Consider the following 21,986-nt stretch of genomic DNA (forward strand, 5'->3'; position numbering starts at 1 on the left):
CCGCCGCCCCCCCCCCCCCCCCCCCCCCCCCCGGTGGGGGGGGGGGGGCCCCCCCACCCCGGGGCCCCCCCCCCGCCGTCTCAGTTCGCGCCCCGAAAGCCCGTGAAGGCGTCCCGTACCGCCGCGTATTCGCGGGTCCACCACACCGCGAGGGCCGCGGAGGCCGGGAACTGCGGGTCGGTGCGGCGGTCGCCGAGGCGGTAGCGCCAGGTGAGCATCCAGAAGTCGTTCAGCCGCTCCCACCAGACGCGGTGCACGGCCGCGGCGAGCTCGTCGGCGCCCGCCCCGCAGGCGCTGCGGTAGGCGCCCGCGTATGCCGCCACCTTGGCGAGGTCGAGGGTGCCGCAGGGCCGGACGAAGAAGATCGCGGCGGCGCGTACCGCCTCCTCGGCGCGCGGCTGGACGCCCAGCCGGTCCCAGTCGACGATCGCGGCGGGCTCCGCGCCGCGGTAGAGGACGTTCAGCGGGTGGAAGTCGCCGTGCACCCAGCCCGCCGCGGGTTCGGCGCCCGGGGCGGGGCGCCGGTGGGCCTGCCGTTCCAGGAGGGCGCGGCGCTCCAGCAGCCGGTGTTCGGCGAGCTCGTCGAAGCTGGTGCGGGGGTGGGTGACGCGGGCCAGCGCGAGCAGCTCGTCGATCATCTCGAAGGTCTGCTCGGGGTCGGCGGCGGCGTCGGTGTGCGGGGGGCGCGGGGGGTGTACGGCGTCGGCCATGACCTGTTCCAGGGCGGTGTGCACCAGCCCGAGCAGGGCGCCGAGGCGGCGGGACTGGCCGTGGGTGAGCGCGGCGCCGCCGAGGTGCCGGCCCTCGACCCAGGGGTGCAGGGCGTAGCAGCGGCCGTCCAGGACGGTGACCGTGCGGCCGTCCGCGTCGGCGACCGGGGGCGCGACCGGCAGGCCGAGCGCGGCGAGCCGCAGGGTGGCGCGGTGCTGGCGGGCGAGGGCGGTGCGGTCGCCGTCGAGGTGGTGTTTGAGGAAGTAGCGGCCGTGGGTGGTGGCGAGGAAGTAGCCGTGGTTGAGCAGGCCCTCGGCGACCGGTTCGCAGGACAGTGGACGCCCGGCGCCGGTGTAGTGGCGCAGCAGGGAGGCGAGGGAGTGCCCGTCGGGCGTCGCCGCCATCCGGGCTACAGATGAGCGCAGCACGCGCCAGATGTTAGATCAACTGCGGGGGTCGAAGCGGGCTTACCGGAAGGAATTACGCAGAGTGCGCATACCGGAAGACCGGTACATCCGTGAGGTGGTGCCGTGTCACGAACTCGGGCTCGATGCGCAGGAACACCGCCTCGAACGGCACCCCGTCGGCCAGCCGCGGCGCGCGGCCGAACAGCTCGCGCTCGGCCGCGGTGGGCTCGATGACGCGGGCGGTGCCGGTGAACTGCACGGACCAGGCGTCGCTCTCGCCGCTGTTGATGTTGTCCGCCTCATACGCGACGACGCTGCCGTCCAGGGCCTGGTGGTAGCCGTAGCCGCGGTGCAGCCGCAGGACCAGCCGCCCGTCCAGCACGAGATGCCGGGTGATGGTGGTGAAGGGCAGCGCCCGCCGGCTGGCCGACACCCGTCCGTAGGGGGTGCGGCTCAGCAGCTCGATGGCGCGGTGGTCGTCGGTGGGCATGTGCTCACCCTGCCGGTGCGGCCCGTGGGGAAGTAGGGGCGGCGGCCCCGAGAAGAACGGGACGTTGGTCCCGGTCACCGAGCGTGCCAAGGGCGTGCCGAGCGTGCCGGTCAGCGCCTTTCGGCCTGCAGACGGGCGACGTACGCGGCGGCCTGGGAGCGGCGTTCCATGCCGAGCTTGGAGAGCAGGCTGGAGACGTAATTCTTGATCGTTTTCTCGGCGAGGTGGAGGCTTTCGCCGATGGCGCGGTTGGTCATGCCCTCGCCGATCAGGTCGAGGATCTTGCGCTCCTGCTCGGTGAGGTTCGCGAGCCGGTCGTCGCCCTTGGCGGCGTTCCCGTCGCGCAGCCGCTCCAGGACCCGGGCGGTGGCCACCGGGTCGAGCAGCGACTTGCCGGCCGCCACATCGCGTACGGCGGACAGCAGCTCATTGCCGCGAATGGCCTTGAGGACATAACCGGCCGCACCGGCCATGATGGCGTCGAAAAGGGCCTCGTCGTCCGCGTACGAGGTGAGCATCAGGCATTTGATGTCCTCGTTCTGCGAACGGATCTCGCGGCAGACCTCGACGCCGCTGCCGTCCGGTAGCCGGACATCGAGCACCGCTACGTCCGGATGCGTCGCCGGGATCCTGACCAGGGCGTCTGCGGCGGTGCCGGCCTCGCCGATCACCTCGATGTCCTCTTCGACCGACAGCATTTCGTGGACACCCCGCCGGACCACTTCATGGTCATCGAGCAGGAAAACCGTGATTTTTCCGTCTTCGCGCACCTCCCCACTCTTGCACACGAAGTCTTCCCGTGCTCCAGGTCAGCGATATAACGTGCCGTTGTCCCGGCGGCCTGCAACGCTGTGACCAGGAGTTGTTCCCAGCCCTCGCGATTTACTTGGAAATCCAATCAAAATCGCAGGTCAGCGCCGTTTCCACTTAAGCTTTGACAATGGGTAACGTGCAATGAAGCAGGCCACTGTCCGGGGCGCTTTGTTCCACCCGGATCCGGCCGCGTTCGCACACACCCCGTGCGCCGTATCGGATACCGGGTGAGCCGCAATACGGCCACCGGCGGACCCCGGGGGCCGGACAGACGGAGGAGCAGCACGTGACCGTGGAAGGCACTGCCCAGCGGAAAACCACCCGCGCCGGCAGCAAGCGCACCACCGCCAAAAAGGCGTCACCGGCGAAGTCGGCCGCGAAGACGTCATCGGCCGAGGCCACCGGCCTCGACGCCCCGGCGGAGCAGGATCAGCTCGTACAACTGCTGACCCCGGAGGGGAAGCGGGTCGAGCACCCGGATTACGCCATCGACCTGTCCCCCGAAGAGCTGCGCGGTCTCTACCGCGACATGGTGCTGACGCGGAAATTCGACGCCGAGGCGACGACTCTCCAGCGCCAGGGCGAGCTGGGCCTGTGGGCCTCGCTGCTGGGCCAGGAGGCGGCGCAGATCGGTTCGGGCCGCGCGCTGCGCGACGACGACTACGTCTTCCCGACCTACCGCGAGCACGGCGTGGCCTGGTGCCGCGGCGTCGACCCGACGAACCTGCTGGGCATGTTCCGCGGTGTCAACCACGGCGGCTGGGACCCCAACACCAACAACTTCCACCTCTACACGATCGTCATCGGCTCGCAGACGCTGCACGCGACCGGCTATGCGATGGGCGTGCAGAAGGACGGCGCGGATTCCGCGGTCATCGCGTATTTCGGTGACGGCGCCTCCAGCCAGGGAGATGTCGCGGAATCCTTCACCTTTTCCGCGGTCTACAACGCCCCGGTCGTGTTCTTCTGCCAGAACAACCAGTGGGCGATTTCGGAGCCCACCGAGAAGCAGACCCGGGTGCCGCTCTACCAGCGCGCCCGCGGCTACGGCTTCCCCGGTGTACGGGTCGACGGCAATGACGTCCTGGCCTGTCTCGCCGTGACCAAGGCGGCGCTGGAGCGGGCGCGCACCGGGCAGGGCCCGACCCTGGTCGAGGCGTTCACGTACCGCATGGGCGCGCACACCACCTCCGACGACCCGACGAAGTACCGGGCCGACGAGGAGACGCTGTCCTGGGAGGCCAAGGACCCGATCCTGCGGCTGCGGACGTACCTGGAGGCCGAGGGCATCGTCGACGACGCCTACCTCGCCTCGATCGACGAGGAGAGCGACGCCCTGGGCAAGCGGGTGCGCGATGTCGTGCGCTCGATGCCGGACCCGGACACCATGGCGATCTTCGAGAACGTCTATGCCGACGGGCATGCGCTCGTCGATGAGGAGCGCGCGCAGTTCGCCGCGTACCAGGCGTCGTTCGCCGACGCCGATGCCGCCGCGGAGGGGAACTGATCATGGCCGTCCACGAGAAGATCACCATCGCGAAGGCGATCAACGCCTCGCTGCGGGCCTCCATGGAGGCCGACCCGAAGGTCCTGATCATGGGTGAGGACGTCGGCAAGCTCGGCGGCGTCTTCCGCGTCACCGACGGGCTGCAGAAGGACTTCGGCGAGGACCGGGTGATCGACACCCCGCTGGCCGAGTCCGGCATCGTCGGCACCGCGATCGGTATGGCCCTGCGTGGCTACCGCCCGGTCGTGGAGATCCAGTTCGACGGGTTCGTCTTCCCCGCGTACGACCAGATCGTCACCCAGCTCGCGAAGATGCACGCCCGTGCGCTGGGCAAGGTCAAGGTGCCGGTCGTCATCCGCATCCCCTATGCGGGCGGCATCGGTGCGGTCGAGCACCACTCCGAGTCCCCCGAGGCGCTGTTCGCGCATGTCGCGGGCCTCAAGTGCGTCTCCCCCTCGAACTCCTCCGATGCCTACTGGATGCTTCAGCAGGCCATCGCGGGCGACGACCCGGTCATCTACTTCGAGCCCAAGCGGCGCTACCACGACAAGTCGCGGCTGGACACGGAGTCGATCCCGGATCCGCTGCACACGGCCCGGGTCGCGCACGCCGGCTCCGACCTCACGCTCGCCGCCTACGGGCCGATGGTGAAGGTCTGCCTGGACGTCGCGAAGGTCGCGGCCGAGGAGGGCAAGTCGATCGAGGTCGTCGACCTGCGCTCGCTCTCGCCGATCGACTTCGACACCGTGCAGGCCTCGGTGCAGAAGACTAGGCGGCTGGTCGTGGTCCACGAGGCCCCGGTCTTCCTCGGTACGGGCGCGGAGATCGCCGCCCGCATCACGGAGCGCTGCTTCTACCACCTGGAGGCCCCGGTCCTGCGGGTCGGCGGATTCCACTCGCCCTACCCGCCGTCCCGGCTGGAGGATGAGTACCTTCCGGGACTGGACCGGGTACTCGACGCCATTGACCGCGCGCTGGCGTACTGAGGGGTTTGAGGAGAGTCGTGACCATGACAGCTAGTACCGCCAACGACCAGCGCTTCCGCGAATTCAAGATGCCCGACGTGGGCGAGGGGCTCACCGAGGCCGAGATCCTCAAGTGGTACGTCCAGCCGGGTGACACCGTCAGCGACGGCCAGGTCGTCTGCGAGGTCGAGACCGCCAAGGCGGCCGTCGAGCTGCCCATTCCCTACGACGGGGTGGTGCACGAGCTGAACTTCGGCGAGGGCGTCACCGTCGACGTCGGCACCGTCATCATCTCGGTGGACACCGACCCCGGCGCCGGACCGGCATCCCCGGCCGCCGCCGCTCCGGCGGAGGCCGAGCCCGCGGCGCCCGCCGCCGAGGAGGACGCCGAGCCGCAGGGCCGCCAGGCCGTGCTCGTCGGCTACGGCGCCGCACCGTCCTCGACCAAGCGCCGCCCCCGCAAGGCCGCGAACGGTGTGCCGCCGCAGCAGGAGCCGGTGCGCGCGGGGCTCCAGGCGGAGCTGAACGGGCACCCTGCCCCGGTGGCTCCCGTGGCGGCCGCCCCGGCGGCGCCCGCGCCCGCCGTGACCGTCCCGTCGGCCGGCCGGCCGCTGGCCAAGCCGCCGGTGCGCAAGCTCGCCAAGGACCTCGGCATCGACCTCGCCTCGATCACCCCGACGGGTCCGGACGGGGTCATCACCCGCGACGATGTGCACGCGGCGGCCGCTCCGGCGGCGGCCCCGGCGCAGAGCGTGGCGGCGCCGTCCGTGCCCGCCGACCGGCCGGCCGCACCGGCCGCCGCCGAGGGCTTCGACCCGGTCACCCGCGAGCGTCGGGTGCCGGTCAAGGGCGTCCGCAAGGCCACCGCGCAGGCGATGGTGACCAGCGCCTTCACCGCGCCGCACGTCACGGAGTTCATCACCGTCGACGTGACGCGCACGATGAAGCTGGTCCAGGAGCTGAAGCAGGACCCGGACATGGCGGGCCTGCGCGTCAATCCGCTGCTGCTCGTCGCCAAGGCCTTCCTGGTCGCGATCAAGCGGCACCCGGAGGTCAACGCCGCCTGGGACGAGGCGAACCAGGAGATCGTCCACAAGGAGTACGTCAACCTCGGCATCGCGGCGGCGACCCCGCGCGGCCTGATCGTCCCGAACATCAAGGACGCCGGCGTGCGGACCCTGCCGCAGCTCGCCGCCGAACTGGGCGAGCTGGTCGCCACCGCACGGGAGGGCAAGACCTCCCCGGCGGCGATGTCCGGCGGCACGGTCACCATCACCAACGTCGGCGTCTTCGGCGTCGACACCGGCACCCCGATCCTCAACCCGGGGGAGTCGGCGATCCTCGCCTTCGGGGCCGTCAAGCTCCAGCCGTGGGTCCACAAGGGCAAGGTGAAGGCCCGCCAGGTCACCACCCTGGCGCTGTCCTTCGACCACCGCCTGATCGACGGCGAACTGGGCTCCAAGCTCCTCGCCGACATCGCGGCGGTGCTGGAGCGGCCCAAGCGGCTGATCACCTGGGGCTGAGCGGCCCGGCCGCTTCCGGCGGCACACGCGAAACACCGGTGGCCCGTCTGCGTCTCGCAGCCGGGCCACCGGTCGTCCGGGGTGGTCAGCCCCGGATGAGGTTCACCGCGCGGCTGAAGTGCGCCACCGGGCCGGTCGGAGTGGACTCGTCGGCGTGCGCGGCACCGCGGGCGAGGGCGGCGCCTGCCCACAGGGCGGTGACGATCAGGGCCACCACGGCGGCGTTCCGGGTGCGCCGGCCTGCGTTCGTCCTGGGCTGCATGGTCTTCTCCCCCTCGGCTGACGGCGCCTCCCCGGCACCGTGCCTCTATTGAGTCATGGCAATCGGGCCGATCCGTACGCGTCAGGTACGGACTCTCGTCAGCCTTGAGTCGTATGCGCCATCCCCCTTTGGGCAGAGGGCGGTTGGCCGCACCCCCCGGCCGGACGTGCCCGGAAAGCGTTTGCCGCTGCCGGGCGGGCTGTTTACGGTCGGCCGGGTGAGCGACGAAATGATCATCCGGCGGTATCGGTCGTCCGACGAGGACGCGGCGGTGGACCTCTGGTCCCGGGCGGCGCGGCAGGCGCACCCCTTCATCGAAGGGGAGGGCGTGGGCGAACGGGCCCGGGTGCTGCGCGAGGTGCATCTCGCCCGGGCGGAGAACTGGGTGGCCGAACGGGCCGGCACGGTCATCGGGCTGCTCGGCCTCCTCGGGGCCCGGCGGGGGTATGCGCAGGGGGCAGACACCGGCGGGCAGGCCGCGGAGATCGGCGGGCTGTTCGTGGCACCGGAGGCGCAAGGGGACGGTGTCGGGCGCGCGTTGGTGGAACATGCCGCGGCGTCCTGCGGCGCGCTCACGCTGGAGGTGTTCGAGCAGAACGCCCGCGCCCGCCGCTTCTACGACCGCCTCGGCTTCGCGGAGCGCGCACGGCGGGTGGACGAGGAGACCGGGCACGAGCTGATCGCCCTGGAGCGCGCCGCGCCGTTGCGGTCGGTGGCGTGGCTGCATGTGCGGGACGGCCGGCTGCTGAGCGTCCGGACGCGCGGCAACGACACCTTTTACCTGCCCGGTGGCAAGTACGAGCCGGGGGAGACCGCCGCCGAGGCGCTGTCGCGCGAGCTGTCCGAGGAGCTGGGCCTGGTGATCCCCGCCGGGCAGCTGTCCGAGGCGTTCGTGATCCATGACGTCGCCCACGGCAGGAACGGGCGGCGGCTGCACATGACCTGTTTCACCGGCGGCCCCCAGGACATCCTCCCGGTGCCCGGCCGGGAGATCGCCGCGTACGCGTGGTTCGGCCGCCAGGAGGCGCGCGAGCGCTGTGCGCCCGCCCACTCGCAGGTCGTGGACCGGTTGGTCGCCCAGGGGCGGATGGCGGCGGGCTGAGGGCCGGGCGGGCGGGTACCGGCCTGCCTCACCCGCGCCGTCGTCCGCATCGCGGAATGTCCTGACGGACGCATACCTGTTGTATCTATCCTGTGCGCATGCCACCCGTGCCGACCTCCACCGCCCCCGCCGATCACTCACCCGCCAAGCAGCCGCCGGCCGCCGAGCGGGTCTACGCCCACATCAAGGACGCCGTCCTGCAGCGCCGCTACGAGGGCGGCATGCTGCTCACCGAGGGTGAGCTGGCAGAGGCCGTGGGGGTCTCGCGCACTCCCGTACGCGAGGCGCTGCTGCGGCTGGAGGTCGAGGGCCTGATCAGGCTCTACCCGAAGAAGGGCGCCTTGGTGCTGCCGGTCTCCGCGCAGGAGATCGCCGACGTGGTCGAGACCCGGCTGCTGGTGGAGCAGCACGCGGCGGCCAAGGCCGTCCCCGCGACCGACGCCCTGGTCGCCGAGCTCACCGACCTGCTGGCGACCATGCAGGAACAGGCCGCGTCCGGCGACCTGGCCGCCGTCTCCGTGACCGACCGTGCCTTCCACGCCGCCATCGTGCGCAGTGCGGGCAACCAGATCCTGGACCGGCTCTACGAGCAGCTGCGCGACCGCCAGCTGCGGATGGGCGTCGCGGTGATGCACGCCCACCCGGACCGGATCGCCAAGAACATCACCGAGCACGCGGAGATCCTCGACGCACTGCGGGCCGGCGACGCGGACGCCGCCACCGCCGTCGTCCACCGGCACGTCAGTTGGGTCCGCCACCTCGCGCAGGGAGACGTGCGATGAGCGGCAGTACGGGTCCCGGAGGCGCCACCACCCACCTGCTGCCGTCGGACCCGCCCGGCGGCCGCAAGGCCATGGCGGTCTGGGGCATCGGCGTCGCGGTCTACTTCGTCGCGATCACCTACCGCACCAGCCTGGGCGTCGCCGGCCTGGACGCCGCCGAGCGCTTCCACATCAACGCCTCGGCGCTGTCCACCTTCTCGATCCTCCAGCTGCTCGTGTACGCGGGCATGCAGATACCCGTCGGCCTGATGGTCGACCGGCTCGGCGCGAAGAAGGTGCTGACCATCGGGGTGGTGCTCTACACCCTGGGCCAGTTCGGTTTCGCCCTCTCCGAGTCGTACGCCACCGCGCTCGGCTCACGCGCCCTGCTCGGCTGCGGCGACGCGATGACCTTCATCAGCGTGCTGCGGCTCGGCTCCCGGTGGTTCCCGGCCCGCCGCGGCCCGATGATCGCCCAGATCGCCGCACTCGTCGGTATGGCGGGCAACTTGATCTCCACCCTCGTGCTCGCCCGGCTGCTGCACAGCTTCGGCTGGACCCCGACATTCGCCGCCAGCGCGGTCGGCGGCATCGTCGTGCTGGCGCTGCTGCTGCTCTTCCTCAAGGACCACCCGAAGGGCTTCGAACCGCCGCCCCGGCCGGTCGAGCACACCGGGGCCGCGTTCATCCGGCGACAGATCGCGGACGCCTGGCGGGAGCCGGGCACCCGGCTGGGGATGTGGGTGCACTTCACCACGCAGTTCCCGGCGATGTTCTTCCTGCTGCTGTGGGGGCTGCCGTTCCTCGTCGAGGCGCAGGGCCTGTCCCGGGGCACCGCCGGTGAACTGCTCACCCTCGTGGTGCTCTCCAACATGGCCGTCGGCCTGGTCTACGGCCAGGTCATCGCCCGCCACCACGCGGCCCGCCTGCCGCTGGCGCTGGGCACCGCCGGCACCACCGCCCTGTTCTGGGCCCTGACGCTGGCCTGGCCGGCCCCGCACGCGCCCATGGGGCTGCTGATCACGCTGTGCCTGGTGCTGGGCGCCTGCGGCCCCGCGTCGATGATCGGCTTCGACTTCGCGCGGCCCGCGAACCCGCCGGAGCGGCAGGGCACCGCCTCCGGCATCGTCAACATGGGTGGCTTCACCGCCTCGATGACCACCCTGCTCGCCGTCGGCGTGCTGCTCGACGCGACCGGCGACAACTACCGGATCGCCTTCACCTCGGTCTTCGTCCTGGAGGCGGTCGGCGTCTCACAGATCCTGCGGCTGCGCCGCCGTGCGGTGCGCCGGGAGCGGGAGCGTCTGGTCGTGAGCCGGGTCGAGGCCGTGCACGTCCCCGTGTGAGTACGGAGTGACGGGTGACGGGTCTGCCTCGCCACCAACAGCCCGGCCGGGCCGCTGTTTCACGTGAAACAGCGGCCCGGCCGGATGCGTGAGTGATCCCGTACGCGCTCAGGGCGTGACGGCGAAGTGGTCCAGCACCGTCTCGGCGAGCTCGCGGTCGCCATCGATCTTGATCTGCCCGGCGACGGCCGCGGGGCGGGTCCGGCCGCAGGCCAGCCGCACGAAGACATCCCAGTCCAGTGCGATCGTCACGGTCGGGCCGAGCGAGACGCTGCCGTCGACCGTGCCCCTGCCCTCGGCGTCCACCCGGACCGTACGCATGAACTCCACCGGGCCGCTGACGTCGAAGACCACGGCGGAATCGGCGGGCGCCTGGGCCCTCTTGGCGACGATCGCGGGGAGCGCCTTCACCAGCAGATCGCGCGTCACCTGCGCACCCGGGGAGTCGAGATTGCCGGGCTTGTCGAGCACCCGGCGCAGGTCCTGCTCATGCACCCAGACGTCGAACGCCCGCTGCCGCAGCACGAATTCCAGCGTGCGTTCCTCGCCGAGCGGACTGCGCACGGGCGCGTCCGGCTCGCGGCTCTCGTTACGCAGCTGACGGGAGCGGCGGATGATGGTGTATTCGAGCTCGCTGAGCATCTCCGGCGCGGTGTGGTGCCGTCGGACGTCGACCTGCACCTCCATGCGGCGGGCGAACTCGCTGCGCACGTGGTAGAGATCGCGCGGAAGGGTGTGGATCGGCCGGGGATCGCCGAGCATCTCGCACTCCACGCCGATGATGTGCGAGACGACATCGCGGACGGACCACCCTGGCAGGTCGGTCGCCCTGCTCCACTCGCCTTCGACGAGCGGAGTCATCAGCTCGCCTATCGCTTCTATGGAGTGAGTCCAGGCATCGATGGCGGGCTGAAGGCTGGGATGGACGGTCACGGGACCCCTCGGACGGTTCGTACGCGGGCTGCTGTCTGGCAGTTAAGTTACGCTGCGCACGGGCACCCCGGCAGTGCTTTCGGGTGACCATCGTAGGCAGATGTTCGACGGCGGAACGGTTCAAAAGCTTAGGCGGTGGTACTGTGCGCGCCTCATTGATCCAGGTCTGTGTGGATCCGGCGGAACCGGTCAATTCCCGGCGGACGCGAGTCGCTTCGCTCGTCCGCGAGCAGGCGGACAGCGACCTCGTCGTCCTCCCCGAGCTGTGGCCGACCGGTGCTTTCGCCATCGATCTCTTCGCCGACGAGGCGGAGTCGGTGACCGGCCCGACGCATGACGCGATGGCGGCGGCCGCGCGGGACGCCGGGGTCTGGCTGCACGCCGGATCCGTCGTCGAGCGGGCCGCGGACGGCACCCTCTACAACACCTCGCTGGTCTTCTCCCCCGACGGACAGCTCGCCGCGACCTATCGCAAGATCCACCGCTTCGGCTTCGACCAGGGCGAGGCCGTTCTGATGGGCGCCGGCGACCGGCTCGTGACGGTCCCGCTGCCGCACACCACCCTCGGCCTGGCCACCTGCTACGACCTCCGCTTCCCGGAAATGTTCCGGCAGCTGGTCGCGGACGGCGCGCAGCTGCTGGTCGTCCCCGCCGGCTGGCCGGCCCGCCGCCGCGCGCACTGGTCGCTGCTGGCCCGCGCCCGCGCCGTGGAGAACCAGAGCTACGTCCTGGCCTGCGGCACCGCCGGTACCCACGCGGGCGTCGAGGAGGCCGGGTACAGCGTCGTCGTCGACCCCTGGGGCGAGGTGCTCGCGGAGGCCGGCCCGGACGAAGAGGTGCTGACCGTCGACCTCGACCCGTCGCGGGTCGCCAAGACCCGCGCGGAGTTCCCCGTCCTGCGTGACCGCGTCCTGGGCCTGGACCGGCCGTAGCACCGCCGCGCGCTCAGTCCTCGCCCCGCTCCCGCTCCGCCAGCCGGATCACGCACACCGCGATGGCGATCAGCAGCGGCGGATCGGCGTCGTCCCGTACGACATTGACCGCGTAGGTGTCGCGCACGGTCAGCCAGCGCCGGGAGATCTCGGCGAGGAGCTCCCCGTCGTACTCGATCGCGAACTCCCGGTCCAGGATCTTGCCGCTGACGTCCAGCTCCGTGCCGTCCACCAGCTCCACGCGGTAGTGGTTGCGCAGCAAAGACAGCCGCTTGCGCTTGATGGTGGCCAGCGTCTCGTCGTCCCGCTCGATGGTCATCGCGTCGCGCAGACTGAGCACCTTCTTGCGGATGGTGATCAGCACCCGCTTCTCGGTGTCCTTCAGCTCGAACGTCTCCCGCAGCCGCAGCGCCTTCCCGTCCACGAGGAAGACGTGGTGCCCGTGCTCGTCCTCGATCCAGTAGTCGTCACCGATGCCGAAGATCCGGTCGCGTACGAGATATTTCATGGCTGACGTGTTCCCCGGGGGCCCTGCGGAATGCGCATGCACCGGAGTGACGTTGCGCGGAACGCGCGTTCAGGCAGTCACCTCGGGCAGTCACCTCAGGCAGGTCACATCGGGCCGGTCAGATCAGTCCGGTGCGCAGGGCGTGGGAGACCGCGTGCGCCCGGTTGCGCAGGTTCAGACGCTTCATCAGGCCGTAGAGCACGTACTTCACGGTGCGCTCGGAATAGGCGAGCTGCTCCGCGATTTCCGACAGCTCCAGGCCCTCCGCGATGAGGCGCAGGACCTCCACCTCGCGGGGGCTGACACCGGAGGCGGTCAGCCCGCGCGGCGTGAGGACCTCGTGGTGGGTCCACTGGACCTGCCGCATGAGGGTGCCCTGGAGGGGCGGGGGGAAGCTGCCGCCGCCCCGTGCGACGGCCATCAGCGCCTGGGAGAAGGCCGCCGGGGTGAAGCTGTCGCGCCACAGCACGGCGCGTACCCCGCGGTCGACCGCGGCGAAGATGTCGGCCTGCCACTGCCGCCCGACGAGCAGCGCGAACCGCGTGCCGGCGGATGCGGACAGCGTGTGCAGCAGGCTGAGGGTGGAGGCGTCCGCGGTGTCCACCGCGACCACGGTCACGTCCGCCTGGTCCGCGGGTGTCTCGGAGAAGCGCCGGTCGAGCCGGAGGTGGCTGGTCAGGCCGGCGTGAGTGAGGGCGTCGTCGGCGTGGATCGCCACCCCCACTCTCTGCGTGGGCGTTTGCTGAGGCATGACACCTTCCGCGGACAAAGGAATTCGTTCTTCAGTCCGTCAAGACGCCGATCGTGTCACGTACGGTTCTGATCACCGCCGGGCGCGAACTGCTGATCACCAAAGGACAGGGAAACCTGGCACCAGCGACGATCGGCACTCGGCGGACACCGGGAAGCCGGATGGCACAGTTGGTTCAGCCGTCGACGAGGCCGGCCCCAGAGTTTCGGACCACCACCCGGCGATCACCTGCCGGGCCCGGAGTGAGGAGTCGTCGATGCAGCAGCGCAGTCTGTCTCTGCCGGGCAGGGAAGACGACGTCCGCGCGGTCGCCCGCGTGCTGGGCTCCACCGGCACCGCACGGACCGTGCTGGTCACCGGCGCGGCCGGAGTGGGCAAGACCAGTGTCGTGGAGTCCGGCCGCCTGGCGGCGGTGCGCGGCGGCGCCAAGGTGCTGCGGCTCGGGCTGTCGACGGCCGAGGGCGAGCCGGGCACGGCGGCGCTGGTCGACGCGGTCTGCCGGCTGCTGGGCAGGATCAACGACGGCCGGCTGCCGGTGCGCGTCACCGAGATCCGGCGGGTGGAGCGGCGGACCGCCGGCCGCGACGGGGGGCTCGCCCTGCTGTCCACGATCGGCGAGGTCCTCACCGACGCGGCGGAACATGTCCCGTTCTCCCTGGTGGCGGACGGCGTCGACGGCATACCGCCGGCCACCGCCTCCGCTCTGGGGCTACTGCTGCGCGTCTTCCGGCCTGCCGGCCTGCCCGTGGTGCTGGCGTCACGGCCGGCCGCGTCGGGACACGGCGGTGGGCATCTGCCGCTGGCCGCCGACGACGTGCTCGACCTGGGCCCGCTGGTGCCGGACGACGTGCGGGAACTGCTGTCGCGTCGGCTCGGCCATCCGGTCGAGCCCGACCTGGTGACGGCGGTGACCCACTCCCTCGGACCCCTCGGGGGCAACCCCGGCGCCCTGCTCTCGCTGGTCGCCGGCATCGAACAGGACGACGCGCTCGTCAAGTTGGACGGCCGCATCGCTCTCATCCAACCTGCGGGCGGCCTGCGCTTCGGCGGGGAGGCGGAGCAACTGTCCGCCCTCGGCTGGCCGGACCTCCCGCCGGACGCCGGACGCATCCGGATCGCGGCCGCGCTGGCCCGCCTGGTCGCCACCGCCGAGTTGCGCCTGGAGGACCTGCACCGCATGACGGTGCCGGACCCGGGGACCGGGCGCGACGCCGCCCGCGCGGTGGACCAGTTGCTCACCCAGGGCGTGCTGACCGCCGCCCCCGACGGACGGGTGGCCTTCGCCGTGCCGGCGCTGGCGGCGGCGCTGCGGACGCTGCCCGCCACCTGCGACGTGCGGGTGCTGCACGCCCGCATCGTGCGTGCGGTTCTCGACAAGCTCGACCCGGTGTCCGCGGGCACCGGCCACCCGCGGCTGGCCGGCCACGCGGTCGCCGTCGGGCCGGAGTTGGACGACACCGTCGCGGTGCCGCTGCTGCTGGCGGCGGCCCGCAGGTACGCGCGGTTCGCCGCGCCCCGGGCGGTCGGTGTCTACGGCGCGGCGCTGGACCGTATGCGGCCCGGACCGGAGGCGTCCGGCGTGCTGCGCCAGGCGCTGGGACTGGGCCTGCGCCACGCCGACCACGCGGGGGCGCTGGCGCTGGCGGGGCCGTTGTTCGCCTCCCTCGACGCCGCGCCCGCGGACGCCGGGGCGGACCTGGACTTCAGCGCCCGCGCCTGGTGCGTGGCGGCGCTGCACGAACACGGCCCCCGGCACAGCGAGGCGGAGGAGGTCCGGCGCTGCGCGGCGCTGCGGCGGATGCCGGCGGCGGCGGGGCTGGCGGCGCTGGGCGGTAGGTACGGGATCGGCCCGCTGATGCCCACGGTGCCGGACTGTGCGCCCGGGACGGACGAGCCCCCTCGCGGCCCGCTGCCCACGCCGGCGGAGGTCCGGCTGCTGGCGGCGGTGGTGGGCGGGCGGGCCGAGAGCGAACTGGCCCGGCGCGACCTGCCGGGGGCGGTCGAGGGAGCGGCCTGGGACCGGTTGCGCAATGCCGCCGCGTACGGCGACCTGGCCGGTGCTCTGGAGGCAGTGCTGGCGGACAGGTACGCCAAGGTCGGCGACAGCACCGCGGTGCGGTACCACGCGGTGGTCCGCGACTACCTCGCCGGCCGGTGGGACGAGGCACTGTCCGGGGCCCGCCGGATCGAACTGCGCGGCCGGTCCCGCGGTTCCTCCGGAGTCGCCCAGCTGGCCCGGGCCCTGGCGGGCGAGATCCACTGGATGCGCGGCGACAACGAGCGGGCCCGCGCATGGCTGGAGCTCATACCCGAAGACGCCTCCCACCCTCTGATCGGACGGGCATGGCTGGGCGTCCGCCACGCGTCGGGCGAGGCCGACGAGGCGTACGAGCGGGGGTGGCAGCAGGTCGAGGGCGCACGTAAGAGCGGCGTGCTCGCGGGCCTGGACCGGCTGCTGCTGCGGTTGGTCTCGTACGGCTCGCGGGACGGCCGGGAGCGGGACTGCGAACGGGCGCAGGCGGAACTGGAGTCCCTGCACCACGAGGTGGACTCCCCGATGACCCTGGAGTCGGTGCTCCTGGGGCGGGCGCTGCTCCACCGCGATGCCGACAGCGTGCGGACCGCCTTCCTTCTGGTGCGGCAGCGCGGTGACCGGCCGCTGGCGCTGCTCGCCCGGGAGTGCATGGTCCTGGTGGACGAAGACTCCCATGCCTGGTTGGACGAGGCCGTGCGGGAGGCGCAGTCACTCGGGGCGTCGACGTACCTGCGCACGATGCTCGCCGTCCGGGCGCGGCAGAAGGGCCTGAAGCTGAGTGTGCCCCGACGGCGGGCTGCGCCGGCCAGGCTGAGCGAGAGCGACATGCGCCTGATCGACCTGGTGAGCGACGGCGAGACCAACCGGCGGATAGCCGCCCTGATGGCGTGCAGCGAGAAGACCGTGGAGCAGCGGCTGACCCGGCTCTTCCAGCGCACCGGGTGCCGCAGCCGCGTGGAGTTGGCCGCGTCCCGGCTCGACGGGAGCCTGGCCCGGCTGGGCCTGCTGCCGGATGTTCCGGACCCGAGGGCCGACGCTCGTTCCGTGGCGCCGTCCGGCCACACGGATCCGCTGGGATGACGGAAGGGTGCGGCGCGGTGGCCGTCGAGTGAGGCCGGGGCGTCGCCCGGGACGCAGGCCGCCGGCCGCGAGGGCGAGGGTCCGTCCGGCTCATGAGCCGGACGGACCCCGCATCACACCGGGCGCTCGGGGAGCCCGGTGAACCTGGGGGAACTCACCAGGACCAGTCGGTGTCGGCCGGTCCGCAGGGCCGCAGTTCGAGGCGGGCGTCGGGGCCGGCGCCCGGCCCCCCGTTGACGCCCAGGCACAGGCCGCCGCTGCGGGAGTTGCGGAGCTGGTAGTGGTTGTCCTGCCCCGGTGCGAGGTACCAGGTCTGGTTGTCCCGGGTGCTGTTGTCGCACCGGAATTCGGAGACCCTGGTGCCCGCCGGCTTTCCGCCGAAGTCCGGCAGGTCCATGCACAGGCCGTCCTTGGTGTTGCCGATGACGAAGAGCCGCGCGCCGCCCGGCCCCTTGTCCTGGACCGTCTGGAGTTTCCACGTCTGGTTGTCGCTGTCCCCGGGCCGGCAGTGGAACTGGTTGACGGGACCGTTGGGGGACCCCTGCCCGAATTTCGGCAGGTCGGCGCAGAGGCCGGTGGCGCGGTTGTGCAGCAGCACCTGGGAAGCGCCCCCGAACAGCCGGGCGACGGTCGGTGCCTGCGAACCGCCTGAGCGCGTGCTCTTCGGCGAGGGCTGCTTCGTCGCGGTGCTGCCGGGCCCGGCCGAATGGCTGGTACCGGCCTTCGGCTTCGAGGTGTGGTGCCTCGCGGAGGCGGAGGGCGAGGGGGACGAGGCGGAGGAGGACGGCGCCGGGCTTCCGGGCGTGGTGTCCTGCGGAACGTCGGCCACGGCGACCTGACGGTCCGAGGACTTGCCGTGCGAACCCGACGTCATGAGCAGAAACGGCACCGACAGCAGGGCCGCGCTGCCGACCACTGCGGCGAGCAGTGTCCTGCGGGGATGGCGTTGCCGCGTCGGCGCCGGTGCGGGTGTCACCGGCTTCGACCCCGCTGCCCCCGTGGAGGCTGCCGCGCCTGCCGACGGGGTCGAACCCGCCGACGCTGTCGAGGGTTTCGGCTCCTCAGGTGGTGCCGTCGGTGTCGGTATCGGCGCTGGGGTGGGTGCGGCCTGTGCCGGTACTGCCGCCGACGAGGAGGTGGTGGGCGGTGACGCCGCCGGCGGTGCGGTCGACGGGGCGGCTTCCCCGTCCGCGCCCGGCGGCTTGCGGGTGCCCGGGTGCGGTTCCTCCGTGCGGGCCGCGTCCTGGTCCCAGAGCGCGGGCGAGCTGTCCGTGAGCGTCTGCAGACGCGCCGCGGCCCGCATGCGCTGCACCAGACGCCCCCGCAGCGGAGCGCCGGCCGCGCTCTTCGGGGCAGGGCTCGGCGAAGGGGGGCCGGAGGCGCCGGGGTCCGGCACCTCCGACTCGGCGGAGGGCGCCGGGGATCCCGGACTTTCCGCGTCACGGGGCTCCCGCCGCGAGGGGCGTGAGGACTGCGTAGCCAGGGCGTGCCTCCTTGACGGAGTGGCTGGGTGAGATGGGGGCCGGCGGTGGCCGGCCTCGCCTGCTCAGGATGCTAGTTGCTCTCCCGGAAGCCCCTCCCCCGCGTCCCCGCGGTTGGCGCGGACGTACAGGGGTGCGCGTACAAACGGGCAGTGCTGCGCGGGGCGTTGGGCGACCTGCGCGCGGCCGGGCGTGGTCTGTCGCACGCGGTCTGCCGTGTCATATCAGGGCTGCTCCGCCATCCAGCATCCCGCCGGCCGCCGTGGGCGCGGCCGGTCCGGTCGTGGGGCCGTGCGGGCCGGACCGTGGGGGAACGTAGCCTCGTTGTACGTGACACCTTGATGTGACGCCCGAGTCGTGAGTGACGACCGAGACCGCTCCGGACACCAGGCCCGTGCTCGTGCGGCGGGCCCGCCGAGCTGCCCGTTTCCGCCGACGGCGGCCCGGCAGGCGCACTCTGCTGGAGGAGACATGGGCAACCGAAGCGGACCGGCCGCGGCCGACTTCGCCGCGCAGCTGCCGCCCGCGGACCCGACGGCCGGCGCCGACCGGGACCCGGCGCAGCTGCCCGGACGTGAGCGGGCGCTCGATGACGCCAGGCAGCGTCTCTTCGCCTCCGACGGGCCGAACCTGCTGGTCGTCGAGGGGGAACGCGGCGCCGGCCGTTCCACGTTCGTCCACGCCCTCGCCACCGGGGCGCCTGCGCAGGGGATGGAGGTCTCGCTCCTGGTCTGCGGCTCCGAGGACGGCCCGCGCCCGCTGCTGCTGGCGTTGCGGCTGGTCAAGGCCCTCGAACGGCACCGGCAGGCCCCGCCCAGGTCGCGGTGGGCGGGCGGCGGGGCAGCGGACGCGCTGGCCGCCGTCGAGCGCGGGGATCGGGCCGCCATGGTCCAGGTGCTGACGGTCGCTCTGGCGCAGTCCGCCCCCCTGACCCTCGTGGTCGACGACGCCCAGAACGCCGACACCGAGTCGCTGGACCTGCTCGGCGGCGTCGACCTTGAGCGCGTCGCGCCCGATATACGGCTGGTCGTGTCGGCGGTCCGGCACGGCGGGGCTGCCGGACAGCACCCGCCCGGCGGTGGCCGGAGCGGCGGGGTGGAGCGCCTGGCGCACCGCCGCGGCGCGCACCGCACCGTCCTGCCGCGTCTTGAGCGGGCGGAGGTCGCCGCGGTCGTGAGCCGGCGGCTGCACGGGGTCGCGGACCCTGAACTGGTCCGCGAGATGTATGACTTGAGCGGGGGCGTGCCGGCGGCGGTCGACTTCCTGCTCACGGCGTGGGCCCGGGACGGCGCGATCCGGAGGATCGACAACCGCGTCCTGCTGATTCCGGGCTCGCCGCCGCCGGTGCTGCCGGACGAGGATCGGTTCGTCGCGGCCCTGCGCGCGCTGGGCGAGCCGAGCCGCACGGTGGCCGCGGCGCTGAGCGTCCTGTGGCCGCTGGGCCGGTCGGCTGCGGCACGCGCGGCGGAGGCGACCGGCTTGCCCGTGGCGCTTGTGGACGACGGCCTGCGCGCCCTGATCGCCGCGGGGGTCGTGGTGGAGCTGCCGGGGCCCGAGGGCGCTTCGGCGCGCGGTTGGACGTTCTCCGTCCCTCTGCTGGAGCACACGGTCCGTCACCGGCTGGGCCCCCTGGAACGCAACCGGCTCGCGGTCGCCGCGGTGCAGGCGGTCCGGGACGTGGCGGACGCGCGGACGGCGGGGGCGTGGGGGACGGTGCCGGAGCCCCTGGCCGAGTCCGCCTCCGACACCTACCTGCCGGACCGGCTCGCCGAGGTGGACTCCCGCTCCGATCACCGGCGTGCGGTGGCCGAGTTGGCGGCGGCGGCCGACCGGCTGCACCCCGACGCGGGCCGGCGCGGGATGCTGCGGTGGCTGCGGACCGCCGTCCGCTTCGCCGAGGAGCCGGAGGTGCGGGACGATCTGACCCGGCGGTACGTGGGGATGGCCTACACCGCGGGCGAGTACGAGGCCGCCCGGCCCGCCGCCGCCTCGATACTGCGCGATCCGGCCGGCTTCGGCGTCGTGGCGCTCCAGGAGACCGCGGCCCTGATGGTGGGGTCCACAGCGGCGGCCGGCGACCGGATGGGGCTGGACCGGCTGGCCTCGGGCCACTGGTGGCAGACGTTGCGGCTGCCCGTCGCGGCGGAGGTGACCGGGCGGGCCCTGGCGCTGTGCGGGCAGGGCCGGTGGGCGCAGGCGCTGGAGCTGCTCGCGGAGACCGAGCGGGAGTGGGGCGGCGCCCGGCCCACCCGGGTGCTCCCCGCGCTGTTCCGCGCCGTGGCCGAGCTCGTCACCGGCGAGCCGGAGCTGTTCGTCAGGTTCCTGACCTGGGCGGACGTGAACGAACTGTCGCGCTACGGACGCTATGCGGTGACCGTGGTGCAGGTGGACCAGCTGCTCGGCGCGGGGGACCTGCGGGAGGCCGGGGCGGTTCTGGCCCGCCGTGGGATGACCGAGAAGTCACTCCCTCCGTACAGCCTGTTTCTCTGGTACCACCTGGAGGGCCGGTGGGGTGAGGCGCTGGCGGTGGCGCGGCGGCTCCTGGTGAGCGGTCAGGCGGACCCGCCGGCGCCGGGGCACCACCTGCTGCCCGAGCGGGGGGCGGCGCTCCTGCTCGCCCGCGGCCGCACCAGGAGCGCCCAGCGTCTCCTCGACGATGCGCGCGGGCAGGCGACCGGGCCGGCCGAGTCCCTCCTGGACCGCGCCGAGGCGGAGCTGTTGCGGACGCTCGGCGACCTCTCCGGCGCCGAGCAGACGCTGCGGCGAGGCCTGAAGGCCGCCGAGGCCGGCGGATATGTCTACGGCACGGACGAGCTGTGGGCCGCGCTGGCCGACGTGTGCCTGGACACCGGGCAGGTCTCCTCGGCGGTGGAGTGCCTGCGGTCTCTGGAGCGGGTGGCCGAGCGGACCGGAGGGGCCCGCGCGCACCTGCTCCACCTGCGCGGCGCGGCCCGGCTCCCCGGGCAGGACACGACCGCGGTCCGGGACATCCTGCGGGAGGCGGTGAGCCTCGCCCGGTCCCGGAGCCAGCCGTTCGAGACCGCCGTGACGCTGCTGGACGCGGCGCCGACAAGCAGTGACCCGGCGCGCTCGCTGTACGAGGCGTACGAGTTGTTCGGCGAGGTCGGTGCGTCGCTGTGGCGGTTCCGCACCCGCGCCGCCATCCGGGAGAGCGGGAACCCGGTCCCCGGGCGCAAGCAGGCCACCGCGGAGAACGAGCAGCTGCTGGCCGTGCTGGTCGCCGAGGGACTGTCCAACCGTCAGATCTCCAGCGTCCTCAGACTCAGCGAGGACGCGGTGGCCAACCGGCTGACCCGGCTCTTCGCCCGCGCCGGCATGCGGTCGCGCGCGGAGATCGTGGCCGCGGTGCGCACCGGGCACCCCCTGGGCACCCTGGCGCGCTGAGCGGCGGTCCCCCACGCGTCGGCTCACCGCGAAGCGGCTCACTTCGCACGGAAGTCCTACCTGCCAGGTTTCCCCATGGCTTGCGCCGCGGGGCCACTTCGGGCGGTATGTCCCCTTCCGCCCGTGGCACGATCGCCCCGTTCGGTCCTCCGCACCGCATATCCCCAGGAGAGTGCGCGCATGCCGCAACAAATGCTCGTCGACACCGTGCGTGTGGCGATACACGCGCCCGAAGGCGTCGTCCGTGCCGGGCTGGTCAGCTACCTCCGGCACGACCGCGAACTGACCGAGGTACCCGTCAGCGACGTACGCGACGGCGACGTCGTGGTGGTGGCCACCGACGTCGCGGACGCCTCCGCGCTCGAATCCCTGCGCGGGCTCGGCGGTGGCGCGGACGTCCTGTTCGTCCTCGTGGTGGCCGGCAGACAGTGGCGCGCCGATGTCTCCTCGGCGGTCGACCTCGGGGTGCGGGCGGTGCTGTGGCACGACTCCTTCGCCCCGGCCGACTTCACCCGGACCCTGCTCACCGTCGCACAGGGCGGCGGCAGTTTCCCCGCCTCCCTCCAGGGGACGCTGATGGAGCAGGTCCAGGTCACCCAGCGCGAGGTCCTGGTGCCCCGGGGCCTGGCGGCCTTCGGGATCAGTTCCCGTGAGATGGACGTGCTGCGCCTCGTCGCCGAGGGGGAGGAGCTGTCGCAGATCGCCACGAGACTGTGCTACTCCGAGCGCACCATCAAGTACGTCCTGTACGGCGTGATGAAACGGCTTCAGCTGCGCAACCGCGCGCACGCCGTCTCCTACGCCATCCGCTCCGGCCTCATCTGACGGCGCGCCACGTCCCCCCGGACGGCTGCCACCGGGCGTCGGGACGGGCCCCGCACCACCGCGCGACCCGTCGCCGCGGGGACGGGCCGGGTAGCCGATGAACTGATAGGCAGAGTTCCGCTGTTCGGACGGACAACGTTCAACCGCTG

At 72.7% G+C, this 21,986-nt stretch carries 18 protein-coding genes; 10 read left to right on the top strand and 8 right to left on the bottom strand.

Translation table 11 applies throughout. The features are described 5' to 3' along the window. Nucleotides 1–80 precede the first annotated feature (80 nt). The 3 genes from ACIRQ7_RS18800 to ACIRQ7_RS18810 form a co-directional block, all read right to left on the bottom strand. Nucleotides 81–1,139, bottom strand: a complete 1,059-nt coding sequence (locus ACIRQ7_RS18800; RefSeq protein WP_404263636.1) for a phosphotransferase — start codon at nucleotides 1,137–1,139, stop codon at nucleotides 81–83. A gap of 52 nt (nucleotides 1,140–1,191) precedes the next feature. Then, on the bottom strand, nucleotides 1,192–1,608 hold the full coding sequence (locus tag ACIRQ7_RS18805) for a pyridoxamine 5'-phosphate oxidase family protein (protein WP_404263638.1): 417 nt from the start codon (nucleotides 1,606–1,608) through the stop codon (nucleotides 1,192–1,194). A gap of 110 nt (nucleotides 1,609–1,718) precedes the next feature. Next, nucleotides 1,719–2,378 carry a response regulator gene (locus tag ACIRQ7_RS18810; RefSeq protein WP_404263639.1) on the bottom strand — a complete coding sequence of 220 codons (660 nt, stop codon included), beginning with the start codon at nucleotides 2,376–2,378 and terminating at the stop codon, nucleotides 1,719–1,721. Nucleotides 2,379–2,707: 329 nt separating this feature from the next. Here ACIRQ7_RS18810 and pdhA point away from each other — a divergent pair, with 329 nt between their 5' ends. The 3 genes from pdhA to ACIRQ7_RS18825 are packed head-to-tail and all read left to right on the top strand — an operon-like array spanning nucleotide 2,708 to nucleotide 6,416. Continuing rightward, nucleotides 2,708–3,928: a pyruvate dehydrogenase (acetyl-transferring) E1 component subunit alpha gene (pdhA, locus tag ACIRQ7_RS18815; protein WP_401464183.1), complete on the top strand. Its 1,221-nt coding sequence runs from the start codon at nucleotides 2,708–2,710 to the stop codon at nucleotides 3,926–3,928. Between the two features lie 2 nt (nucleotides 3,929–3,930). Next, nucleotides 3,931–4,914, top strand: a complete 984-nt coding sequence (locus ACIRQ7_RS18820; protein ID WP_404263641.1) for an alpha-ketoacid dehydrogenase subunit beta — start codon at nucleotides 3,931–3,933, stop codon at nucleotides 4,912–4,914. Nucleotides 4,915–4,937: 23 nt separating this feature from the next. Next, nucleotides 4,938–6,416: a dihydrolipoamide acetyltransferase family protein gene (locus ACIRQ7_RS18825; protein ID WP_404263643.1), complete on the top strand. Its 1,479-nt coding sequence runs from the start codon at nucleotides 4,938–4,940 to the stop codon at nucleotides 6,414–6,416. 85 nt (nucleotides 6,417–6,501) lie between these two features. On the opposite strand, the gene ACIRQ7_RS18830 is transcribed toward ACIRQ7_RS18825, so the two are convergent. Then, nucleotides 6,502–6,678 carry a hypothetical protein gene (locus ACIRQ7_RS18830; protein ID WP_401464177.1) on the bottom strand — a complete coding sequence of 59 codons (177 nt, stop codon included), beginning with the start codon at nucleotides 6,676–6,678 and terminating at the stop codon, nucleotides 6,502–6,504. 217 nt (nucleotides 6,679–6,895) lie between these two features. Here ACIRQ7_RS18830 and ACIRQ7_RS18835 point away from each other — a divergent pair, with 217 nt between their 5' ends. From ACIRQ7_RS18835 to ACIRQ7_RS18845, 3 genes are all read left to right on the top strand, one after another. After that, on the top strand, nucleotides 6,896–7,780 hold the full coding sequence (locus ACIRQ7_RS18835; protein ID WP_404263645.1) for a GNAT family N-acetyltransferase: 885 nt from the start codon (nucleotides 6,896–6,898) through the stop codon (nucleotides 7,778–7,780). Nucleotides 7,781–7,878: 98 nt separating this feature from the next. Beyond that, the gene (locus ACIRQ7_RS18840) at nucleotides 7,879–8,562 is read left to right on the top strand and encodes a GntR family transcriptional regulator (RefSeq protein ID WP_404263646.1); all 684 of its coding nucleotides are present in this window, start codon (nucleotides 7,879–7,881) and stop codon (nucleotides 8,560–8,562) included. Next, entirely contained in the window at nucleotides 8,559–9,887 is a 1,329-nt protein-coding gene (locus tag ACIRQ7_RS18845; RefSeq protein WP_404263648.1) for a nitrate/nitrite transporter, read from the top strand. The genes ACIRQ7_RS18840 and ACIRQ7_RS18845 overlap by 4 nt, the downstream gene beginning before the upstream one ends. A 108-nt stretch (nucleotides 9,888–9,995) precedes the next feature. On the opposite strand, the gene ACIRQ7_RS18850 is transcribed toward ACIRQ7_RS18845, so the two are convergent. After that, nucleotides 9,996–10,820, bottom strand: a complete 825-nt coding sequence (locus ACIRQ7_RS18850) for a maleylpyruvate isomerase family mycothiol-dependent enzyme (protein WP_401464169.1) — start codon at nucleotides 10,818–10,820, stop codon at nucleotides 9,996–9,998. A gap of 143 nt (nucleotides 10,821–10,963) precedes the next feature. On the opposite strand from ACIRQ7_RS18850, the gene ACIRQ7_RS18855 reads away from it, so the two are divergent. Continuing rightward, nucleotides 10,964–11,752, top strand: a complete 789-nt coding sequence (locus ACIRQ7_RS18855) for a carbon-nitrogen family hydrolase (RefSeq protein WP_404263650.1) — start codon at nucleotides 10,964–10,966, stop codon at nucleotides 11,750–11,752. A gap of 13 nt (nucleotides 11,753–11,765) precedes the next feature. On the opposite strand, the gene ACIRQ7_RS18860 is transcribed toward ACIRQ7_RS18855, so the two are convergent. Both ACIRQ7_RS18860 and ACIRQ7_RS18865 read right to left on the bottom strand, forming a co-directional pair. Then, nucleotides 11,766–12,260, bottom strand: a complete 495-nt coding sequence (locus tag ACIRQ7_RS18860) for an LURP-one-related/scramblase family protein (RefSeq protein WP_401464165.1) — start codon at nucleotides 12,258–12,260, stop codon at nucleotides 11,766–11,768. Nucleotides 12,261–12,378: 118 nt separating this feature from the next. After that, nucleotides 12,379–13,011 carry a response regulator transcription factor gene (locus ACIRQ7_RS18865; protein ID WP_404263652.1) on the bottom strand — a complete coding sequence of 211 codons (633 nt, stop codon included), beginning with the start codon at nucleotides 13,009–13,011 and terminating at the stop codon, nucleotides 12,379–12,381. 256 nt (nucleotides 13,012–13,267) lie between these two features. Between ACIRQ7_RS18865 and ACIRQ7_RS18870 the strand changes: the two genes are divergently transcribed. Next, complete coding sequence (locus tag ACIRQ7_RS18870) at nucleotides 13,268–16,126, top strand: AAA family ATPase (RefSeq protein ID WP_404263653.1); 2,859 nt, start codon at nucleotides 13,268–13,270, stop codon at nucleotides 16,124–16,126. Between the two features lie 154 nt (nucleotides 16,127–16,280). Here ACIRQ7_RS18870 and ACIRQ7_RS18875 read toward each other — a convergent pair whose 3' ends face one another. Next, nucleotides 16,281–17,102 (bottom strand): RICIN domain-containing protein, encoded by an 822-nt coding sequence (locus ACIRQ7_RS18875; RefSeq protein ID WP_404263655.1) that lies wholly within the window; start codon nucleotides 17,100–17,102, stop codon nucleotides 16,281–16,283. Between the two features lie 976 nt (nucleotides 17,103–18,078). On the opposite strand from ACIRQ7_RS18875, the gene ACIRQ7_RS18880 reads away from it, so the two are divergent. Continuing rightward, nucleotides 18,079–21,012 carry an AAA family ATPase gene (locus ACIRQ7_RS18880; protein WP_404263657.1) on the top strand — a complete coding sequence of 978 codons (2,934 nt, stop codon included), beginning with the start codon at nucleotides 18,079–18,081 and terminating at the stop codon, nucleotides 21,010–21,012. A gap of 180 nt (nucleotides 21,013–21,192) precedes the next feature. Continuing rightward, nucleotides 21,193–21,837, top strand: coding sequence for a response regulator transcription factor (locus ACIRQ7_RS18885; protein ID WP_404263659.1), 645 nt, complete (start codon nucleotides 21,193–21,195; stop codon nucleotides 21,835–21,837). Nucleotides 21,838–21,986: the final 149 nt, after the last annotated feature.

Origin of the sequence: Streptomyces sp. NPDC101393 (assembly GCF_044767385.1) — a bacterium.
In the GTDB taxonomy this organism is placed as follows: Bacteria; Actinomycetota; Actinomycetes; order Streptomycetales; family Streptomycetaceae; genus Streptomyces.